The organism is Streptomyces sp. CoH27, from assembly GCF_020181035.1.
In the GTDB taxonomy this organism is placed as follows: Bacteria; Actinomycetota; Actinomycetes; order Streptomycetales; family Streptomycetaceae; genus Streptomyces; species Streptomyces camelliae.
In genome coordinates this window covers 156,682-175,570 of record NZ_JAIQYY010000014.1, presented here as the reverse complement: position 1 = coordinate 175,570, position 18,889 = coordinate 156,682, and the positions used below count along the sequence as shown (strand labels likewise).

At 71.8% G+C, this 18,889-nt stretch carries 16 protein-coding genes and 1 pseudogene; 11 read left to right on the top strand and 6 right to left on the bottom strand.

Going from position 1 to position 18,889, the window contains the following annotated elements; all coding sequences use genetic code 11:
* Nucleotides 1-2: 2 nt before the first annotated feature.
* From LE548_RS24870 to LE548_RS24860, 3 genes and pseudogenes are all read right to left on the bottom strand, one after another.
* Nucleotides 3-752: an energy-coupling factor ABC transporter ATP-binding protein gene (locus LE548_RS24870; RefSeq protein ID WP_225099166.1), complete on the bottom strand. Its 750-nt coding sequence runs from the start codon at nt 750-752 to the stop codon at nt 3-5.
* Nucleotides 740-1,501: a cobalt ECF transporter T component CbiQ gene (gene cbiQ / locus LE548_RS24865; RefSeq protein WP_225099165.1), complete on the bottom strand. Its 762-nt coding sequence runs from the start codon at nt 1,499-1,501 to the stop codon at nt 740-742. The genes LE548_RS24870 and cbiQ overlap by 13 nt, the downstream gene beginning before the upstream one ends.
* 1 nt (nt 1,502) lies before the next feature.
* Nucleotides 1,503-1,856: pseudogene (locus LE548_RS24860) on the bottom strand (PDGLE domain-containing protein); the annotation flags it as partial.
* 312 nt (nt 1,857-2,168) lie between these two features.
* On the opposite strand from LE548_RS24860, the gene LE548_RS24855 reads away from it, so the two are divergent.
* Nucleotides 2,169-2,507 carry an SsgA family sporulation/cell division regulator gene (locus LE548_RS24855; protein ID WP_225099164.1) on the top strand — a complete coding sequence of 113 codons (339 nt, stop codon included), beginning with the start codon at nt 2,169-2,171 and terminating at the stop codon, nt 2,505-2,507.
* Nucleotides 2,508-2,521: 14 nt separating this feature from the next.
* On the opposite strand, the gene LE548_RS24850 is transcribed toward LE548_RS24855, so the two are convergent.
* On the bottom strand, nt 2,522-4,192 hold the full coding sequence (locus LE548_RS24850) for a penicillin-binding transpeptidase domain-containing protein (protein ID WP_225099163.1): 1,671 nt from the start codon (nt 4,190-4,192) through the stop codon (nt 2,522-2,524).
* Between the two features lie 255 nt (nt 4,193-4,447).
* On the opposite strand from LE548_RS24850, the gene LE548_RS24845 reads away from it, so the two are divergent.
* Both LE548_RS24845 and LE548_RS24840 read left to right on the top strand, forming a co-directional pair.
* On the top strand, nt 4,448-5,818 hold the full coding sequence (locus LE548_RS24845) for a hypothetical protein (RefSeq protein WP_225099162.1): 1,371 nt from the start codon (nt 4,448-4,450) through the stop codon (nt 5,816-5,818).
* Nucleotides 5,808-6,365 (top strand): NUDIX hydrolase, encoded by a 558-nt coding sequence (locus tag LE548_RS24840; RefSeq protein WP_225099161.1) that lies wholly within the window; start codon nt 5,808-5,810, stop codon nt 6,363-6,365. The genes LE548_RS24845 and LE548_RS24840 overlap by 11 nt, the downstream gene beginning before the upstream one ends.
* Nucleotides 6,366-6,426: 61 nt before the next feature.
* On the opposite strand, the gene LE548_RS24835 is transcribed toward LE548_RS24840, so the two are convergent.
* On the bottom strand, nt 6,427-8,175 hold the full coding sequence (locus tag LE548_RS24835) for a dolichyl-phosphate-mannose--protein mannosyltransferase (RefSeq protein WP_225099160.1): 1,749 nt from the start codon (nt 8,173-8,175) through the stop codon (nt 6,427-6,429).
* 146 nt (nt 8,176-8,321) lie between these two features.
* On the opposite strand from LE548_RS24835, the gene rsmI reads away from it, so the two are divergent.
* The 6 genes from rsmI (at nt 8,322) to LE548_RS24805 (ending at nt 14,228) form a co-directional block, all read left to right on the top strand.
* Nucleotides 8,322-9,203 carry a 16S rRNA (cytidine(1402)-2'-O)-methyltransferase gene (gene rsmI, locus LE548_RS24830; RefSeq protein WP_225099159.1) on the top strand — a complete coding sequence of 294 codons (882 nt, stop codon included), beginning with the start codon at nt 8,322-8,324 and terminating at the stop codon, nt 9,201-9,203.
* A 215-nt stretch (nt 9,204-9,418) separates the two neighbouring features.
* A complete protein-coding gene (locus LE548_RS24825; RefSeq protein WP_225099158.1) occupies nt 9,419-9,829 on the top strand; it encodes a hypothetical protein in 411 nt (136 codons plus the stop codon).
* A 48-nt stretch (nt 9,830-9,877) separates the two neighbouring features.
* Nucleotides 9,878-10,792, top strand: coding sequence for a TatD family hydrolase (locus LE548_RS24820; protein ID WP_225099157.1), 915 nt, complete (start codon nt 9,878-9,880; stop codon nt 10,790-10,792).
* A 118-nt stretch (nt 10,793-10,910) separates the two neighbouring features.
* On the top strand, nt 10,911-12,329 hold the full coding sequence (locus LE548_RS24815; protein ID WP_225099156.1) for a resuscitation-promoting factor: 1,419 nt from the start codon (nt 10,911-10,913) through the stop codon (nt 12,327-12,329).
* Nucleotides 12,330-12,447: 118 nt separating this feature from the next.
* Nucleotides 12,448-13,338, top strand: a complete 891-nt coding sequence (gene rsmA / locus LE548_RS24810) for a 16S rRNA (adenine(1518)-N(6)/adenine(1519)-N(6))-dimethyltransferase RsmA (protein ID WP_225099155.1) — start codon at nt 12,448-12,450, stop codon at nt 13,336-13,338.
* A complete protein-coding gene (locus LE548_RS24805) occupies nt 13,335-14,228 on the top strand; it encodes a 4-(cytidine 5'-diphospho)-2-C-methyl-D-erythritol kinase (RefSeq protein ID WP_225099154.1) in 894 nt (297 codons plus the stop codon). Before rsmA ends, LE548_RS24805 begins: the two co-directional genes overlap by 4 nt.
* 4 nt (nt 14,229-14,232) lie before the next feature.
* Here LE548_RS24805 and LE548_RS24800 read toward each other — a convergent pair whose 3' ends face one another.
* The gene (locus LE548_RS24800) at nt 14,233-14,823 is read right to left on the bottom strand and encodes a Uma2 family endonuclease (protein WP_225099153.1); all 591 of its coding nucleotides are present in this window, start codon (nt 14,821-14,823) and stop codon (nt 14,233-14,235) included.
* 157 nt (nt 14,824-14,980) lie between these two features.
* Here LE548_RS24800 and LE548_RS24795 point away from each other — a divergent pair, with 157 nt between their 5' ends.
* Together LE548_RS24795 and LE548_RS24790 are read left to right on the top strand one after the other, a co-directional pair.
* A complete protein-coding gene (locus tag LE548_RS24795) occupies nt 14,981-16,789 on the top strand; it encodes an ABC-F family ATP-binding cassette domain-containing protein (RefSeq protein ID WP_225099152.1) in 1,809 nt (602 codons plus the stop codon).
* Between the two features lie 267 nt (nt 16,790-17,056).
* Nucleotides 17,057-18,889, top strand: a 1,833-nt coding sequence (locus tag LE548_RS24790) for a PQQ-binding-like beta-propeller repeat protein (protein WP_225099151.1), incomplete at its 3' end; no start/stop codon positions are given.

The window sequence follows — 18,889 nt, the reverse complement described above, 5'->3', positions numbered from 1 at the left end:
TCTCACGGACGCGCCCGCGGTTCGAACCCGAACGGCAGCTCCAGTCGGTGAGCCCGCATCAGGTCCTCGTCGGAGAGGAGCCCGGCGGTCGGGCCGTCGGCTGCGATCACGCCGTCGCTGAGGATCAGGGAACGGGGGCACAGTTCCAGGGCGTAGGGCAGGTCGTGGGTGACCATGAGGACCGTGACGCCCAGGGAACGCAGGATGTCGGCGAGTTCGCGGCGGGAGGCGGGGTCGAGGTTGGAGGAGGGCTCGTCCAGGACGAGGATCTCCGGTTCCATCGCGAGCACGGTGGCCACGGCGACCCGGCGGCGCTGGCCGAAGGACAGGTGGTGCGGCGGGCGGTCGGCGAAGTCCCGCATGCCGACGCGCTCCAGGGCGTGCCGTACCCGTTCCTCCAGTGCCGCGCCCTTGAGGCCGGCGGCGGCCGGGCCGAAGGCCACGTCCTCGCGCACGGTCGGCATGAAGAGCTGGTCGTCCGGGTCCTGGAAGACGATGCCGACCTTCTGCCGGACGGCGGCCATGTGCTGGGTGCCGACCGGCAGCCCGGCGACCGTGACCGTGCCGGTGCCGCCGCTCAGGATGCCGTTGAGGTGCAGGACCAGGGTGGTCTTGCCGGCGCCGTTCGGGCCGAGCAGCGCGACGCGTTCACCGCGCGCGATGGTGAAGTCGACGCCGAACAGCGCCTGGTGGCCGTCGGGGTAGGCGAAGGCCAGTCCGGCCACTTCCAACGAAGGTGTCACAGGATCCATCCCGACAGGCAGACGACGAGGGCGGTGCAGGGGAGCGTGAGGGCGTACCGCCACTGCGCACCGGACGCGGTCACCTCGTCGATGACCGGCGTCGCACCGGCATAGCCGCGGCTCACCATGGCCAGGTGCACACGCTCCCCGCGCTCGTAGGAGCGGATGAACAGCGCGCCGGCGGACTTGGCGAGCACGCCCCAGTGCCGCACGCCCCTCGCTTCAAAACCGCGCGACTCGCGTGCGACGCGCATCCGGCGCATCTCGTCGGTGATGACGTCGCCGTAGCGGATCATGAAGGACGCGATCTGGACGAGCAGAGGCGGGAGCTTCAGGCGCTGGAGCCCGAGCAGCAGGGCGCGCAGTTCGGTGGTGGCGGCCAGCAGCACGGAGACGGAGACGCCGAGCGTGCCTTTGGCGAGCACGTTCCAGGCGCCCCAGAGTCCGTTCACGCTGAGCGAGAGGCCCAGCGCGTGCACCCGCTCGCCCTCCGCGACGAACGGCATGAGCACCGCGAACGCCACGAACGGCACCTCGATCAGCAGCCGTCGGAGCAGGAATCCGGCGGGCACGCGCGCGAGGTGTGCGACAGACGCGAGCAGGACGGCGTACAGCGCGAACGCCCACATCGCCTCGCGCGGGGTGGACACCACGACCACGACGAACAGGAGGGCGGCGGCGAGCTTGGTGTGCGGCGGCAGGGCGTGCACGGGGGAGTGCCCGTGCCGGTAGAGGCGATGGGTGTGTCCGGCGCCCACGTCACAGCCCCGTGTTCACGGGCGAGACCGCGGAGTCGCGGGCGCCCGGCGCCGGTGTGGTGCGCCGGCGCACCGCCCAGAACACCGCGCTGCCCGCCACGACCGTGACCCCGACGCCGATCACACCCGCGAGGCCGCCGGAGAGCCGGGCGTCGGAGATGTCCTTGACGTCGTAGTCGGCGAGCGGGGAGCCGGCCGTCGCGTGCTGCTCGGTCTTCTGGTCGATCCCCTTGTCGTGCGCGACCTTCTCCAGGCCGTCGGGGTTCGAGGAGGCGTAGAAGCTGACGAAACCGGCGAGCACGAAGGAGGTGACCAGGCCGGTCACCCACAGCGCGCGCCGGGAGGTGCCCCCAGCGCGGGAGGTGCCCCCCAGTTCACGGCGGGCGCCGCGCAGGCTCACCGCGAGGGCGCCGGCGGCGACCACTCCGGTGACGGCGGAGGTCGGGGCGTCGATGAATCCGTCAGGTACATGCACGATTCGATTTTAGAGGCTTGTTGCGAAGACTTTGCAAGAACCATGCATTCGTGAAAACGAGTGCCGATCGATCCGCTGGCTGTGCGTGAGATCGGCCGCCCCGAAAGGCGCAAACCGGAAAATATGGCACATTGGAGAGGAAGCGGATGGAAAGCTTCCGATAATGGTCACTCAGCGTGAGAGGGCGGTCCGATGTCTGTGGTCGAACAGTACGCCCGCGCCCACATCGTCACGGACGAGGAGGATCCTGGGGCCGTACCGGTGGTGCTGCGGTACGACCCCGACAGTGATCCACGATCGGTGCGGGTGGACCTGCCCGGCGCCCACGAGTGGACCTTCTCGCGCGCGCTGCTGGAGCGAGGACTGCGGGTCCCGGCCGAGAGCGGCGACGTACGGGTGTGGCCGTGCGGGCGCGTGCAGGCCGTTGTCGAGTTCCACTCTGACAACGGTGTCGAGGTGGTCCAGTTCGAGTCGAAGGCGCTGCTCAGATTTCTGCGCCGTACCTACACCGCGGAGCCCGTGCGGGGCTGACCGGCCGGGGCCGGTCAGCCGCCCATCTTCAGCAGAGCCGCCACGATCGGTCCGGCGGTGTCGCCGCCGTGGCCGCCCGCCTGGACCACGCCCGCGGCGGCCAGATCGCCCTTGTAGGCGGTGAACCAGCCGTTGGGCTTCTTCTGCCCGTCGACCTCGGCGGAGCCGGTCTTGGCGCCGTAGTCCCCGCTCATGCCCGCCATCGCCTTGGCCGCCGTGCCGTAGTCCGCGGTGAACCGCATGACGTCCTTCAGCTGGGACTGGGTCTGCGCCGACAGGGTGCGCGTGGCCTTCGCCAGCGTGCGGTTGTCCACCGAGGGCGCCACCAGGTACGGCTGGTGGAAGGAGCCCGCCTCGACCGTCGCCGCCACCGACGCCATGTTCAGCGGGTTCATCCGCACCCCGCCCTGCCCGATCAGCGAGGCGCCCATCTGCGCGCCGCTCTGCACCGGCACGGAGCCGTCGAACGAGGGCACGCCGATGGCCCAGTTGTCCATGCCGAGGCCGTAGACCTGCTGGGCCTCCTTGGTCAGGTCGTCGTCGGACAGCTTCGGCGCGAAGTCGATGAAGGCGTTGTTGCAGGAGGCGCCGAAGCTCTCCTTGAACGTGCCCTGCTTGATCTCGGAGTCGGCGTCGTTGTGGAACGTCCAGCCGGCGAGCTTGTACGTCTTGGGGCAGGGGTGGGAGGCGTCCGGGGTGATGAGCTTCTTCTCGAACAGCATCGTCGACGTCACGATCTTCATCGTGGAGCCGGGCGCGAGGGAGCCCTGGAAGGCGACGTTGAAGCCGTGCCCGTTGTTGGCGACCGCGAGGATCTCGCCCGTGGACGGCCGCAGCACCACCACCGACGCCTGCGACTTCTTGGCCACCTGCTGCTCGGCGGCCGCTTCCATGGTGGGGTCGAGCGTCGTCTTCACCGTGCCCGGCGTGCCCTGGCTCAGTGCCACCAGCGTCTTGTCGGACAGCTGGGCCTTCTGCGAGGCCTTGCCGCGCACCACGCGCAGCTCGATGCCCGCCTTGCCGCCCGCCGTCTTGCCGTACTTCTCGCGCAGCCCGTCCAGCACCGGGCCCAGCGAGGGGTACTTGGCCGCCGTCAGCTCGCCGCCGTCGCGGTCCAGGGCCTTGACGGGCGGGGTGCCGGACTCGCCGGTGACGAGCGTGTCACCGTCCTGCAGGTCCGGGTGGACGACCGAGGAGTGCCAGTCGACCAGCGGCACGCCGTCGCTCGCCCGCCTCACCACGGTGAGCGAACTGCCGTACGCCAGCGGCTTGCTGAGCTTGTCGTACGACACCGTCGCCTTGACGGAGAACGGCACCTTCGCGCCCGTGGCCGCACCCGGGGTGAGCGTGACGCCCTTCAGGTGGGCGTCCTTGGCGAGGCCGGAGAGCAGCGTGGTCGCGGCCGGGGCGTCGTCCGTGGCGGCGGCCGCCTCGGAGACCCGGCCCTGCTGCCAGGCGGTCAGGAAGCGGGTGGAGGCCGCGCGGACCTCGGCGGCGCTGAGCGGACCGGTCTTGACCGCCTTGTGGTCGGCCCCGGCGGAGGCGCGGTCGTCGGCCGACGCCCCACCGCCGGTCAGCGCATAGACAGCGAACCCGGAGCCGGCGACAACCACGGCGATCATCCCGCCGACCACGGCGGGTCGGGTCGTCCTGCGTCGCTCGGCGACGCGCCTTCTGTTGCCCACAGCCTCAGTTCCTCCGTGACTTCCCCAGGGTCCCCGCCGCCCCTTCACACTCCCCAACGACGGCAATCACCTTAAAGTCCCCACCTTTGCGGGTGACGTCGGCCTGCATTCCGTAGCACGGTTGCGACAATCGGGCCGGTCGCCCCGACGCCGTGCCCGCCGTCCTGGGGCATCCCGGTGCCGAACGACTGTTGTTCCGTTGATCGGTGCATGCTGAACTGGCTCACGTATGGACGCGACAGAAGGGGCGGGCACATGACCGCGGTCCTCAGCACGGGGTGGGACAGCGTCCGGCAGCGGGCCACGCTGAGCGCCCAAGCGGCCGGGGCCGCCGCCCCGATGGAGCGGCTGACCGCCCTCGGGCGGGCCGAGCTGCTCGGCCGACTGCGCTGGGAGGTCCTCCAGGGCGGCACGCTGTTCCTGACCTACCCCCAACTGCTCGACGGAGCCGCCTTCGCCGCGCTCCGGCCCGCCGCGCTCCTCGACGAGCTGGCGATACGGGCGATCGGCGGGGGTGGCGTCCTGCCGATCCGGGTGAACTCCCGCAACGCGGACCTGGCCGGGCAGCTGATCGCGATGCTCTCGACCGGTTTCCTCTTCTCCTCCCTGCCGATCCCCGACGAACAGTGCCTGCGACTCCAGCGGGAGCTGGCCGTCCGCGCGGACAGCGAGGCCGCCGCCGCGGCCCTCGCCGCGGAGGGGCCGGTCGGCCTGGCGGACCGGTTGCTGGCGGCGACCGGTGTCCTCGACACCCCGCTACGGCGGCGCACGGTCGCCCGGTGGGGCGACTGGCTGGAGGCCGCCGAGCACGGCCTGCTGGAGGTCAGCCCCCTGACGCCGGCCGACTACGCGACCGCTTACGCGCTGCTTCCCCCGCCACGCCCCGAGGACGCGGCCAGTGCCGAGGGCAGGGCGGTGCTCGCCGCCTGGACCGGCGGGGAGTTCGACGTGAACGGCCTGCCCAGCCGCAGCCGCCTGTACGAAAGCCTGGACCCCCTGCTGCGCTCCGGCGACCCCAAGGCGCAAGCGGACGCACAGACGCTGCGCGAGTCCTTCGACGAGACGTACTACCGAGCCATCGCGGTGAGCGAAGGCTGCCTGCTCGGGCTGGCTTCGCCGCGACGCGGCGTCCGGCGCCGGGAGGCGGCGGCGCTCGTGGAGCAGACGCCGATCGTGATCTTTCCGACCCGGTTCGAGCTGCGGCTCGGCCTGATGAGCGGTGAGCAATGGCAGCGGTACACGGATGACGCGGCCGACGCCTTGGCCGCCTGGTGGGACCGGCGTGACCTGGCCGCCCTGCAGGAGGTGGGCGACCTGCTCGCAGGGCGTACGAAGGAGCCGCCGGCCGCCGGCGTGGACGAGGTGTCGGTGAGCCGACTCCAGCGGTTCGTGCACAGTGCACACGGGGTCACCGCTCAGATGGTCGCGGGCGGCGGGATCAGCCTGGCGACCAGCCTGCTCGGCCAGGGCACGTCCGGGGTGTTCGCGGCCGGCGCGGGCGGAGCGCTCACACCGGTCGTCGTGGCGGCCGTAGCGGCCGGTGTGACCCGGCTGACCGACTTCCGGGGGCGGTACGACGTGATAGAGCTTCCTGGAGTGATACCAGGAGGGCCCCATGGACACTGAGGCGCCGCGCACGCACACCCACAAGGCCTACACCGACGCCGACGGCGGGCGGTGGTGCGAGGTCTACCTCGACACCTACCGCTCGCCGTCCGGCGCCGAGACCGTCCAGCACCGCGTCCGGGTGGGGGGCGGCCGTACGGGAGTCGTGGTGCTGGCACGGCGGGGTGACGACATTCTGCTCGTCCGCCAGTGGCGACCGGCCATCGGCCGGTGGGCCTGGGAACTGCCGCGCGGCTTCGGCGAGACGGATCCTGTCTCGGACGCGCTGCGCGAACTGGCCGAGGAGACGGGACTGGTGGGCTCCGCGGCGGCTGCGGTGGCGTTCCTGGACGTCGACTCCGGGATGCTGGAGAACGAGGTCGCCGTCGTCGAGGTCTCGGTTCCGGGCGACGCCCCGCTGCGCCCCGGCGCGTCCGGCGACGGCGAGGTCGCCGCGGCGCGCTGGTGGAGTCCGGGCGAGATCGCGAAGGCGATCCGCGCGGGAGAGCTGCGCGACGGCTTCACCCTTGCCGCGCTCGGGGCGTCCAGCGCGGCCCGCGGCCTCTGACGGCCGGTGACGACGACGAGCGCGCGGCGGAATGCCGCGCGCTCGTCGTGCGTCTGCCCGGCTACACCCAGGTGTCCAGCCACATCCGCGACCGCCACGAGTCGATCGGGATCGCCGTGCCGGTGTACAGCGGCCAGAAGTAGATGAAGTTCCAGGCGATCAGCAGCACCAGGACGCCCGCCGTCGACGCGCCGGCCAGGCGGCGGATGTCGCTGGAGCCCGGTGGGCCGATGATCGCGCCGATCAGCATCGCCACCGCCAGGCACAGGAACGGCAGGAAGACGACCGCGTAGAACAGGAAGATCGTCCGCTCCTGGTACATGAACCAGGGGAGGTAGCCCGCCGCGATGCCGCAGGCGATCGCACCGGCCCGCCAGTCGCGGCGGAACGCCCAGCGCCACAGCACGTACAGGATCGCGAAGCAGGCCGCCCACCACAGCAGCGGTGTGCCGATGGCCAGCACCTCCCGGGCGCACTTCTGGCCCGCGTCCGCCGGGCAGCCGTCCACGCCGGGGTTCGGGGACTCGTAGAAGTACGACACCGGGCGGCCCAGCACGATCCAGCTCCACGGGTTGGACTGGTAGGTGTGCGGGGATGTCAGCCCGACGTGGAACTCGTACACCTCGTGCTCGTAGTGCCACAGGCTGCGCAGCCAGTCCGGCAGGAACGTCCAGCTGCCGCCCTTGCCGTCGGTGGCCGCCCAGTTGCGGAAGTAGCCGCCCGTGCCGTCGGCCGGGGAGAGGATCCAGCCGAGCCAGGACAGCAGGTAGACGGCGACGGCCAGCGGAACGGTCGCAAGGAAGGCGAGGCCGGTGTCGTACTTGAGAGCTGCGGCATACGGGTGACGGGCACCGGCCGTCTTCCGGGCGCCGACGTCCCACAGGACCGCCATCACACAGAACGCGGCCAGGATGTACAGCCCGTTCCACTTGGTGCCGATGGCCAGGCCCAGCATCAACCCTGTCGCCCAGCGCCAGGGGCGCAGGCCGAAGCGGAACGTGTCGGCCACGCGCGCGTCCGGGCACGCCCGCCCGTCGCGGTTCACCGGCAGGGCCGCGGCCAGCCTCGCCCGTGCCCGGTCCCGGTCGAGGACCAGGCAGCCGAACGCGGCCACCACGAAGAACATCAGCACGCCGTCCAGCAGCGACGTCCGGCTCATCACGAAGTGCAGGCCGTCCACCGCCATCAGCGCGCCCGCCAGACAGCCGAGGAACGTCGAGCGGAAGATCCGGCGCCCGATCCGGCACAGCAGCAGCACCGACAGCGTGCCCAGCAGCGCGGTCATGAACCGCCAGCCGAACGGGTTGAACCCGAAGACCATCTCGCCGAGTCCGATGACGTACTTGCCGACCGGCGGATGCACGACGTACGACGCGTCCGTCGGGATGACGAGATGGCCGTGCGTCCGCAGGACCAGGTCGTTGGCGTTCTTGTCCCAGTTGACCTCGAAACCGCGGTGGACGAGCGCCCATGCGTCCTTGGCGTAGTACGTCTCGTCGAATATCACCGCGCGCGGGCTGCCCAGGTTCCAGAACCGCATCAGGCCCGCCATCAGCGTGACCAGCAGCGGACCGCCCCAGCCCGACCAGCGCACGATCCGCTCGGCGAGGACCGGCGGCACACCGAGCGCCTGCCACAGCCGCGGGCTCGGCTCGGCGTACGGGGGCACCAGCCGGTCGCGTACGTCGCCCGACGGCGCGTCCTTGGCCGGTACGTACCCGAATCGGCGCAGCCGCTGCTGCCACGCCGGCCGCTCATCGTGCGGCGCCTGGCCCTGCCGGAGGTCCGTGGAGGACGCGGTACTGGTCACCCGCGCCATGGTAGGGAACCGATCTGTGCGAGTCCCGTGCATGTGCGGTACCGGTCGGGAAGCGGTCACTCTGCCGCGTCCGTGAGAGCGGGCCCGTGGCCGTGGGGGCGGGCCGCGCGGTGGCCCGGGGCTGGGAGGATGGGGGTGTGACTGGAACCCTTGTCCTCGCAGGTACCCCCATCGGCGACATCGCGGACGCGCCGCCCCGGCTCGCCGAGGAGCTGGCCGGCGCCGACATCGTCGCCGCCGAGGACACCCGGCGGCTGCGCCGGCTCACCCAGGCGCTCGGCGTCCTGCCCAAGGGGCGTGTCGTGTCGTACTTCGAGGGCAACGAGTCCGCCCGCACACCGGAGCTGGTCGAGGAGCTGCTCGGCGGCGCGCGCGTGCTGCTCGTGACCGACGCCGGCATGCCGTCCGTCTCCGACCCGGGCTACCGGCTGGTCGCGGCGGCCGTCGAGAAGGACATCCGGGTCACCGCCGTACCCGGCCCGTCCGCCGTGCTCACCGCGCTCGCCCTGTCCGGGCTGCCCGTCGACCGCTTCTGCTTCGAGGGCTTCCTGCCGCGCAAGGCGGGCGAACGGCTGTCCCGGCTGCGCGAGGTCGCCGGCGAGCGGCGCACCCTCGTCTACTTCGAGGCCCCCCACCGGCTCGACGACACCCTCGCCGCCATGGCCGAGGTCTTCGGCACGGACCGGCGGGCCGCCGTCTGCCGCGAGCTGACCAAGACGTACGAGGAGGTCCGGCGCGGTCCGCTGGACGAGCTGGCGCGCTGGGCCGCGGAGGGGGTGCGCGGGGAGATCACCGTCGTGGTCGAGGGGGCGCCCGAGGCCGGGCCCGAGGAACTCGACGCGGCGGAGCTCGTGCGGCGGGTGCGGGTGCGGGAGGAGGCCGGGGAGCGGCGCAAGGAGGCGATCGCGGCGGTGGCCGTGGAGGCGGGGGTGCCGAAGCGGGTGGTGTTCGACGCCGTCGTCGCCGCCAAGCGCGCCACCGGCGGCGGCGCCGGGGGCGGCGCCGAAAACCCCCTCTGAGCAGGGCTGTTCTCGGGTGAGCGGATGGGCCATGGGACGGCAAAAGGCTGTCGCCGATGGCAAAGCGAAACGGGACCGAACAGGTCATCTTCGGCAAGGAACCGCCAAAACGCCTCCAACACTCGACAGCCCTGCTGCGCCCGCGCCGGCGAAGGCGTCCACTGGTCGAAGGGACGCACAACCGTCCCTCCGACCAGCGGATCAGAGGAGCTGGCATGAGCGAGATCGCAGGGCAGACCGGCCTCCGTGGTACGGCCACAGCCGTCGTTCACGAGTCGTATTCGTTCGCCTGCATGCGCTGCGGGCACGGCTGGGAGCAGTCGTACGAGATAGAGCACCACACGGACGCCGATGGGCACGAGTTCGTGCTGTACGTGGCGGACGGCCAGGTCGTGCCGTCGCCGCTGAGCCGGCCCAGCTGCCACAACTGCGACGGTCACGTCGTGCGGATCATGCGCGCGGGGCAGGTCTCGTCGGTGTGCGGCGAGGCGCACCGGGACCACAGCGTGCCGCCGGCGGGCCCGGTCGAGGTGCCCGGGGCGCCCGCGGTGCCCGCCGAGCCCCGGGAGCCGCACCACTGGCATCTGTCCGACCTCCTGCACCCGTTCCAGCGCAAGGCCGGCTGAGCCGGGCTCCGGACGCTGACGGCATGCCCCTTTCGTAGGATCGGGGGCATGCCTTCGAACGCCGGCCAGAGCTCCAGGGACGACAGGAGCGACAAGACCGACAAGAACAGCGCCCCGCCGCTTCCGGCGCCCCTCCAGGTGCCCGTCGCCGACTCCCACACCCACCTCGACATGCAGTCGGGCACGGTCGAGGAGGGCCTCGCCAAGGCCGCGTCGGTGGGTGTGACGACCGTCGTCCAGGTCGGCTGCGACATCAAGGGCTCGCGCTGGGCCGCCGAGACCGCGGCGGCGTACGACAGCGTCCACGCCACCGTCGCCCTGCACCCCAACGAGGCCCCGCGCATCGTGCACGGCGACCCCGACGGCTGGTCGCGGCAGGGCGCCCGGGAGCCGGGCGGTGACGCGGCGCTGGACGAGGCCCTGGCCGAGATCGACCGGCTGGCCGGGCTGCCGCAGGTCAAGGGCGTCGGCGAGACGGGCCTGGACTACTTCCGCACCGGCCCCGAGGGCAAGGCGGCCCAGGAGCGGTCCTTCCGCGCCCACATCGAGATCGCCAAGCGGCACGGCAAGGCGCTCGTCATCCACGACCGCGACGCCCACGCCGACGTGCTGCGCGTGCTGAAGGAGGAGGGCGCCCCCGAGCGCACCGTCTTCCACTGCTACTCCGGCGACGCCGCCATGGCGGAGATCTGCGCGCGCGAGGGCTACTTCATGTCCTTCGCCGGCAACGTCACCTTCAAGAACGCCCAGAACCTGCGCGACGCGCTCGCCGTCGCCCCGCTGGAGCTGGTCCTCGTGGAGACCGACGCGCCCTTCCTGACCCCGGCGCCCTACCGGGGCCGGCCCAACGCGCCCTATCTGATCCCGGTCACGGTGCGCGCGATGGCCGCCGTGCGCGGCATCGACGAGGACACGCTGGCGACCGCCCTGGCCGCCAACACCGCCCGCGCCTTCGACTACTGAGCACACGCGCGCGTACGGGCAACAGTACGTAGTCGCGTCGCTTTGGAGAGTGACGGCCGCTCCGCTAGGTTCTGGGGGCCCGATCCGGACCCCTCTGGCACCCCTGGAGCGTGTCGGCGTGAGCAAGTCGCAGTACGAGACGTTCGAGACACACGAGCCCTACGCGTCGTACCACCATGACGTCCCCGCCCCGCCGTACGGCCCCGACGGGTCCGTGCACAGCGCGGAGACCCTGCCGTACTGGCTGTACGAGGACACCTACCGGCCCGCCTACGAGGCGCAGGCGTACTTCGTGGCCGAGCCGGTGCTGCCCCGGCAGGGCGCGGGCGCCGGTGTCGCGCACGCCGGGAGCGTGCTGGAAGAAGAGGCGAGCGAGGCGGAGGTGGCCGCCGGAGTGAGTGGGCGGGGTGCGCGCCGGCGCAGGGCGCGCTGCGCCGAGCGCCCCGAGTCCGCCGTGCGCCGTCTGCTGCCGCAGGCGCTGGTCGTGGCCTTCCTGGCCGGCGGCACCACCGCGTTCATCGCCAACGACAAGGCGGTCGAGCTGACCGTCGACGGCAAGCAGCGCACCCTGCACACCTTCGCCGGCGACGTGCGCGAGCTGCTCGCCGACGAGGGTGTGCGCGTAGGGGCGCACGACATGGTCGCGCCCGCCCCCGATACGGCGCTCGCCAGCGGCGACGCCGTCGCCGTGCACTACGGGCGCCCCGTCCGGCTCACCCTGGACGGCGAACGGCGCGAGGTGTGGACAACGGCGCACACGGTGGAAGGAGCGCTGGACGAGCTGGGAGTGCGCGCCGAGGGCGCGTATCTGTCCGCCTCACGCTCCCAGGCCATCGGACGCGCCGGGCTCGCGCTCGACGTGCGCACCGAGCGCGCCGTCACGGTCATGGCGGACGGCCGGACCCGCACCATCCGCACCAACGCGGCCACCGTCCGCGAGGCCGTCGAGGAGGCCGGCATCACCCTGCGCGGCGAGGACGCCACCTCCGTCCCGCCGGACAGCTTCCCGCGCGACGGGCAGACGATCACCGTGCTGCGGGTCAGCGGCAGCCGGGAGGTCCGCGAGGAGCAGATCCCGTTCGAGGTCCAGCGCACCGAGGACCCCACCCTCTTCAAGGGCACCGAGGTCATCACTCAGCCCGGCGTGCCGGGCCTGCGGCGCGACACCTACCTGCTGCGCACCGTCAACGGGGTCCGCGGGAAGCCGCGCCGGGAGACCTCCGAGGTGGTGCGCAAGCCGAAACCGCAGATCGTCAGGGTCGGCACCAAGAAGCGGCCCACCTCCGTGGCCGGCGCCGACCACCTGAACTGGCGGGGTCTCGCCGCCTGCGAGTCCGGCGGCCGCCCGGACGCGGTCGACCCCTCGGGGACCTACGGCGGCCTCTACCAGTTCGACACCCATACCTGGCACAGCCTCGGCGGCAGCGGACGCCCCCAGGAGGCACCGGCCGAGGAACAGACGTTCCGCGCGAAGAAGCTGTACGTGCGGCGGGGGGCGACACCGTGGCCGCACTGCGGGGCGCGGCTGCGCGGCTGAAGGCTCGGAGGGCTCGGGGGAGGCCCGACGCCGGCGCCGGCGAGCGATCTGCCCCCCGGCCGACCCCAGCACCCGGCGCCTGGCAATCCGGCCGGGCAGACCCCCGTACCCTTGTCCCGTGAGCAGCCCCACCCCCGACGCCCTCCTCGGTCCCGCCGACATCCGCGAGCTGGCGGCCGCGCTCGGTGTCCGTCCCACCAAGCAGCGCGGCCAGAACTTCGTGATCGACGCCAACACGGTCCGCCGTATCGTGCGCACCGCCGAGGTCCGCCCCGATGACGTCGTCGTGGAGGTCGGGCCGGGGCTCGGGTCTCTCACGCTGGCGCTGCTGGAGGCCGCCGACCGGGTCACCGCCGTCGAGATCGACGACGTGCTGGCCGCAGCGCTGCCCGCCACCGTCGGCGCGCGCATGCCGGAGCGTGCCGAGCGGTTCGCGCTGGTCCACTCCGACGCCATGCACGTCACCGAGCTGCCCGGCCCGGCCCCGACGGCCCTGGTGGCGAACCTGCCGTACAACGTCGCCGTGCCCGTGCTGCTGCACATGCTCGACACGTTCCCGAGCATCGAGCGCACCCTGGTCATGGTGCAGTCCGAGGTCGCCGACCGGCTCGCCGCTGCGCCCGGCAACAAGGTGTACGGCGTGCCGTCCGTGAAGGCCAACTGGTACGCCGAGGTGAAGCGGGCCGGGGCGATCGGCCGCAATGTCTTCTGGCCCGCGCCGAACGTCGACAGCGGGCTGGTCTCACTGGTCCGGCGGGCCGAGCCGATCAAGACCACGGCCGCCAAGAGAGAGGTCTTCGCGGTCGTCGACGCGGCCTTTGCACAGCGCCGCAAGACCCTGCGGGCGGCGCTCGCCGGCTGGGCCGGATCCGCCGCCGCCGCCGAGGCCGCCCTGGTCGCGGCCGGAGTCTCGCCGCAGGCCCGCGGGGAGTCGCTGACGGTGGAGGAGTTCGCGCGGATCGCCGAGCACAAGGACGCGATCACCCGGCACGAGGAGAGCGACACGTGAGCGTCACGGTACGGGTGCCGGCCAAGGTCAACGTCCAGCTCGCGGTCGGCGCCGCGCGCCCCGACGGGTTCCACGACCTCGCCAACGTCTTCCTCGCCGTCGGCCTGTACGACGAGGTCACCGTCAGCCCGGCCGACGAGCTGCGGGTCACCTGCGCGGGCCCGGACGCCGGCGAGGTCCCTCTGGACCGCACCAACCTCGCCGCGCGCGCCGCGATCGCGCTGGCCGCGCGCCGGGGCATCGAACCGGCCGTGCACATCCACATCGACAAGGACATCCCGGTCGCCGGCGGCATGGCGGGCGGCAGCGCGGACGGCGCGGGCGCGCTGCTCGCCTGCAATACGCTGTGGGGGACGGGGGCTTCGCGGGCCGAACTGCTCGCGATCTGCGCGGAGTTGGGCAGTGACGTGCCGTTCAGCCTGGTCGGAGGCGCCGCTCTCGGCGTCGGACGGGGCGAGCAGCTGACCGCCCTGGAGACCGGCGGCACCTTCCACTGGGTGTTCGCGATGGCCGAGCGGGGGTTGTCGACGCCGGCCGTCTTCCGTGAGTTCGACCGGCTGGCTCAGGGGCGGGAGATCCCGGAGCCGGTGGCTTCGGCGGAGCTGCTGGAGGCGCTGGCGAAGGGGGACGTGGAGGCGCTGGCGGCGGCCGTGTCCAATGACCTTCAGCCTGCGGCGCTGTCCCTGTTCCCGGAGCTGGCGGACACGCTGGAGGCGGGGCGGGGGGCGGGTGCGCTTACCGCGCTGGTCTCGGGTTCCGGGCCTACGACGGCGTTCCTCGCGCGTGATGCCGAGTCGGCGGAGAAGGTGGCGGAGGCCCTGCGGGCGTCGGGGACGTGCAGGGCCGTGCGGAAGGCGGCGGGGCCGGTGGCGGGGGCGACGGCTCTCTAGGGCCTCAGAGTTCGTCGATCGCCGTCAGGTCGATGTCGATGGGGTACGGCTTGTCGACCTTGACGCGGTCCCGGTAGGTGCCGGTCGACCGGTACGTGCCTGTGTCCGCCGAGAGTTCGAAGACCTCGATGACGGGGTGGTCGTGCGGCTCGGTCATCTCGACCAGCCAGTAGTACTGGATACCTGCCGCCGCGTACTTGTGCGTTTTGGTGAGCCGGTCGCGGGCCTCGGACTCCGGAGAGATGACTTCTACGGCGAGCACTACGTCCCTTCCCTCGAAGTACGTCTGGGTCAGTCCCTTCTTCGCGGTGGCCTTGATCACGGAGATGTCGGGCTCCGGGCCATTACGGCGATCCAATACGACCGTCATCTCACGAGCGACCTTCAGGTCGGACGGCACGGTTTGACGCAGGCCGGTCACCAGCAAGTCGATCGTGGCGAAGTGGAAGTAGCGCTGCGGGCTCACGAGGACCAGGCTCCCGTCGATCAGCTCTGTGTGCGGCGGGAGATCCGGCAAGGTGAGCAGGTCGTCGACGGTGTAGCCGTCCAGCGGGGGCATTCGCCATCCGGGCTGCTCAGCACGCTGGGCTGTCATGGTTCCTCCCATGGGCAAGATCCTGGCGCCTGCCCTCCACCGTAGCGGCTGCTTCCGGATCACGTCATCACAAAGAGTGACAACCTCCTCGCGCCCCGCCCTCACCCCCCGCTGCCCTACGCTAGAAGGCTGACCGACCCCCCTGCACAGGAGTGAAATGGCCGTCAACCTGGTCAATGTCGAGAACGTCAGCAAGGTGTACGGCACCCGTGCCCTGCTGGACGGCGTCTCGCTCGGTGTGTCGGAGGGGGACCGGATCGGGGTCGTCGGGCGCAACGGCGACGGCAAGACCACCCTCATCCGGATGCTCGCCAAGCTGGAGGAGGCCGACACCGGGCGTGTCACACACTCCGGCGGGCTGCGGCTCGGCGTGCTCACCCAGCACGACTCCCTGGACCCCGCCGCCACCGTCCGGCACGAGGTCATCGGTGACATGGCCGACCACGAGTGGGCCGGGAACGCCAAGGTCAGGGATGTGCTGACCGGGCTCTTCGGCGGGCTCGACCTGCCGGGCTTCCCCAAGGGGCTCGACACCGTCATCGGGCCGCTCTCGGGTGGTGAGCGGCGCCGGATCGCGCTCGCCAAGCTGCTCATCGAGGAGCAGGACCTGATCGTCCTCGACGAGCCCACCAACCACCTCGACGTCGAGGGCATCGCCTGGCTGGCGCGGCATCTGCAGAACCGGCGTTCGGCGCTGGTGTGCGTGACCCACGACCGGTGGTTCCTCGACCAGGTCTGCACCCGCATGTGGGACGTGCAGCGCGGCGACGTCTACGAGTACGAGGGCGGCTACTCCGACTACGTCTTCGCGCGCGCGGAGCGCGAGCGGATCGCCGCCACGGAGGAGACCAAGCGGCAGAACCTGGTCCGCAAGGAGCTGGCCTGGCTGCGGCGCGGGGCGCCCGCGCGTACGTCCAAGCCGCGCTTCCGGATCGAGGCCGCCAACGAGCTGATCGCGGACGTGCCGCCGCCCCGGGACAGCTCGGAGCTGATGAAGTTCGCCTCTTCCCGGCTCGGCAGGACCGTCTTCGACCTTGAGGACATCACCGTGCAGGCCGGGCCGAAGGTGCTCCTCAAGCACGTCACCTGGCACCTCGGCCCCGGCGACCGGATCGGCCTCGTCGGTGTCAACGGCGCCGGCAAGACCTCGCTGCTGCGCGCCATGGCCGCCGCCGCGCGCAGCGAGGGCGAGGAGCAGCCGGCCGGTGGCCGGATCGTCGTCGGCAAGACCGTCAAACTCGCCTACCTCTCCCAGGAGGTCGCCGAACTCGACCCCACCTGGCGGGTCCTGGAGGCCGTGCAGCGGGTACGCGAGCGCGTCGACCTCGGCAAGGGGCGCGAGATGACCGCCGGTCAGCTGTGCGAGACGTTCGGCTTCAACAAGGAGAAGCAGTGGACGCCGGTCGGCGACCTGTCCGGTGGTGAGCGCCGGCGGCTCCAGCTGCTGCGCCTCCTCATGGACGAGCCCAACGTCCTCTTCCTGGACGAGCCCACCAACGACCTCGACATCGAGACCCTCACCCAGCTGGAGGACGTCCTCGACGGCTGGCCCGGCTCGATGATCGTCATCTCCCACGACCGGTTCTTCGTCGAGCGCACCACCGACCGCGTCTTCGCCCTCCTCGGCGACGGCACCCTGCGGATGCTGCCGCGCGGTATCGACGAGTACCTGGAGCGACGGCAGCGGATGGAGGAGGCGGTCGCCGCCCAGGCCGCCGCCGCGGCGCCCAAGCCGGCCACCACGGAGAAGAGCGCCGCCGACCAGCGCGCCTCCAAGAAGGAACTCCAGAAGATCGAGCGCCAGTTGGACAAGATCTCCGAGAAGGAGTCCCGGCTGCACGCCCAAATCGCCGAGAACGCCACCGACTTCGCGAAGGTCGCGGAACTGGACGCCGAGTTGCGTGATCTGGCCGGGGAGCGCGAGGAACTGGAGCTGCGCTGGCTGGAGCTGGCGGAGGACGCGTAGCGCGCGGAGTGCGCCGAGTACGCGGAGTGGGGCGCGCGCGGGCGTGAATCAGCCAGGTGCGTGCGCCGCGTGAAGGGGGCGTGAAGGCGCGTAACGGCGGCATCACGGGCCGGTTCTCCCTTGGGAACAGGGGCGGATCCGAGCCCGTGCGCTGTCAGAGGCGGGTGATAGAAAGGGCCGTCTGAGAACTGTCTGAGTAACGACCCAGGGTCCGTCAAGAACCTCAGGGCGTGGCTAAAAATCAGTGAACGAGGGGGAAGAGCGCTGATGACCCAGCCGCCCAACCAGCCGCCGCACGGCGGATTCGGAGCGCCACAGGACCAGCCGCCACAGGGCGGCGGTTTCGGCGCCCCGCAGACGCCACCGGCCCAGGGCGGTTTCGGCGCCCCGAGCGCCCCGCAGACCCCGCCGAGCGCCCCGCAGGGCACGCCTCCGCCGCCGGCCCAGCCGCCCGCGGCACCGCCGCAGCCGCCGGCCGCCCCGCAGCCCGGTTACGGCTACCCCCAGCAGCCCGGCCCGTACGGCGCCCCGGCCGCCCCCGGCGCGCAGAACCCGTACAACGCCCCCGTCGCGCCCGGCACTCCGGGCCCCTACGGCTACCCGCAGCAGCCGCAGCAGCCGGGCCCCTACGGAGCCGCACCGCAGCCCGGTTACGGCTACCCGCAGCAGCAGCCGTACCCGGGCGCGCCCGGTGCCGTGCCGCAGGCCGGTGCCGGCGGGAAGAGGACGGCGCTGATCGTCGGTGCCGCGGTGGCCGCGCTGGCCGTCATCGGCGGCACCGTGTACGCGGTCACCAGTGGCGGCGACGGCAAGAAGAAGCCCGTCGCCCAGCAGAGCGACGACCCCAAGCACTCCGCCTCCGCCTCCGCCTCGCCGAGCGCGTCCGGCGGCGACGACCCGGACAACCTGAATGCGAACCGCAAGGCGGGCGAGGCGAAGGTGCTCTGGTACCACTCGGCGCCGGACGCCCCGGGCTCCGGCGCGGACGCGCCCGGCATGTGGGTCACGGACAAGGTCGTGGCGAAGGCGGCGTACAAGCAGGTCTTCGCCTACGGCGCCGGCGACGGCAAGGCCGCCTGGGAGCCGATCTCCTTCCCGCAGAAGATCTGCGCGGTCACCCCGCAGAAGTCGGCCGACGACAAGGTCGTCGTGGCGTACATGAGCGGTGTCAGTGACCGCGCCAAGTGCAACCAGCTCCAGCAGATCGACCTCGCCACCGGCCAGAAGGGCTGGAGCGGCCAGGTCGCCGACGGCGGGCTGTTCGACAGCGCGCTCAACGTCGAGCTGACGGTGAGCGGCAAGACGCTGCTGGTGGCCCGTTCGGAGTCGGGCACGGCGTACGACATCGACAGCGGCAAGAAGCTGTACGACAAGCAGAAGTACGGGTCGGCCTGCTTCCCGGCCGCGTACGCGGGCAGTGCGAGCCGGCTGATCCAGGTGGCGTCCTGCGGCGCCGGCGGGGACAACGAGCACGACGAGATCCAGGAGCTCGACCCGGCCACCGGCAAGGTCAAGTGGACCCAGGCGGTGAAGAAGGGCTGGCAGGTCAGCCGGACCTTCTCGGTCGACCCGCTGGTGGTCTACCTGACCAACCAGGACAAGAAGGCCTGGAACATCTCCACGTTCACCAAGGACGGCAAGTTCCGCTCGGAGGTCAAGGTCGACGAGAAGTTCGGCCCCCGCTGCGGCTGGCAGATCCTCGAACGCGACCTCCAGGGCTGCCAGGGCGTCGTCGCGGACGCGGACACGCTCTACCTGCCGACGGACACCACCAGCACCGCCAACGAGATCGTCGCGATCAGCCTCGCCGACGGCAAGGCGAAGTGGCGGGCCAAGTCCCCGGCGGACGAGCCGATGTACCCGATGAAGGAAGACGGCGGCAAGCTCGTCGCGTACGTGCAGCCGTCGTACGAATCGGGCGGCCAGGTGGTCGCGCTGCCGGTCACCGGCTCCTCGCACGCGCCCGCCAAGCTGCTGCAGAACCCGTCGGGCACGGCCGAGATCGAGGACACCTTCTACGACGGCGTCATCGACTGGTCCGACGGGCGGTTCTTCATCTCCGCCGGCCGGCTGTCCGGCAACGACCAGGCGAAGGAGAAG

Bases quoted from the DNA above. Each gene is read 5' to 3' on its own strand.
- LE548_RS24870 (WP_225099166.1), bottom strand. From the start codon at position 752: ATGGATCCTGTGACACCTTCGTTGGAAGTGGCCGGACTGGCCTTCGCC.
- LE548_RS24855 (WP_225099164.1), top strand. From the start codon at position 2,169: ATGTCTGTGGTCGAACAGTACGCCCGCGCCCACATCGTCACGGACGAG.
- LE548_RS24845 (WP_225099162.1), top strand. From the start codon at position 4,448: ATGACCGCGGTCCTCAGCACGGGGTGGGACAGCGTCCGGCAGCGGGCC.
- LE548_RS24840 (WP_225099161.1), top strand. From the start codon at position 5,808: ATGGACACTGAGGCGCCGCGCACGCACACCCACAAGGCCTACACCGAC.
- LE548_RS24825 (WP_225099158.1), top strand. From the start codon at position 9,419: ATGAGCGAGATCGCAGGGCAGACCGGCCTCCGTGGTACGGCCACAGCC.
- LE548_RS24820 (WP_225099157.1), top strand. From the start codon at position 9,878: ATGCCTTCGAACGCCGGCCAGAGCTCCAGGGACGACAGGAGCGACAAG.
- LE548_RS24800 (WP_225099153.1), bottom strand. From the start codon at position 14,823: ATGACAGCCCAGCGTGCTGAGCAGCCCGGATGGCGAATGCCCCCGCTG.
- LE548_RS24795 (WP_225099152.1), top strand. From the start codon at position 14,981: ATGGCCGTCAACCTGGTCAATGTCGAGAACGTCAGCAAGGTGTACGGC.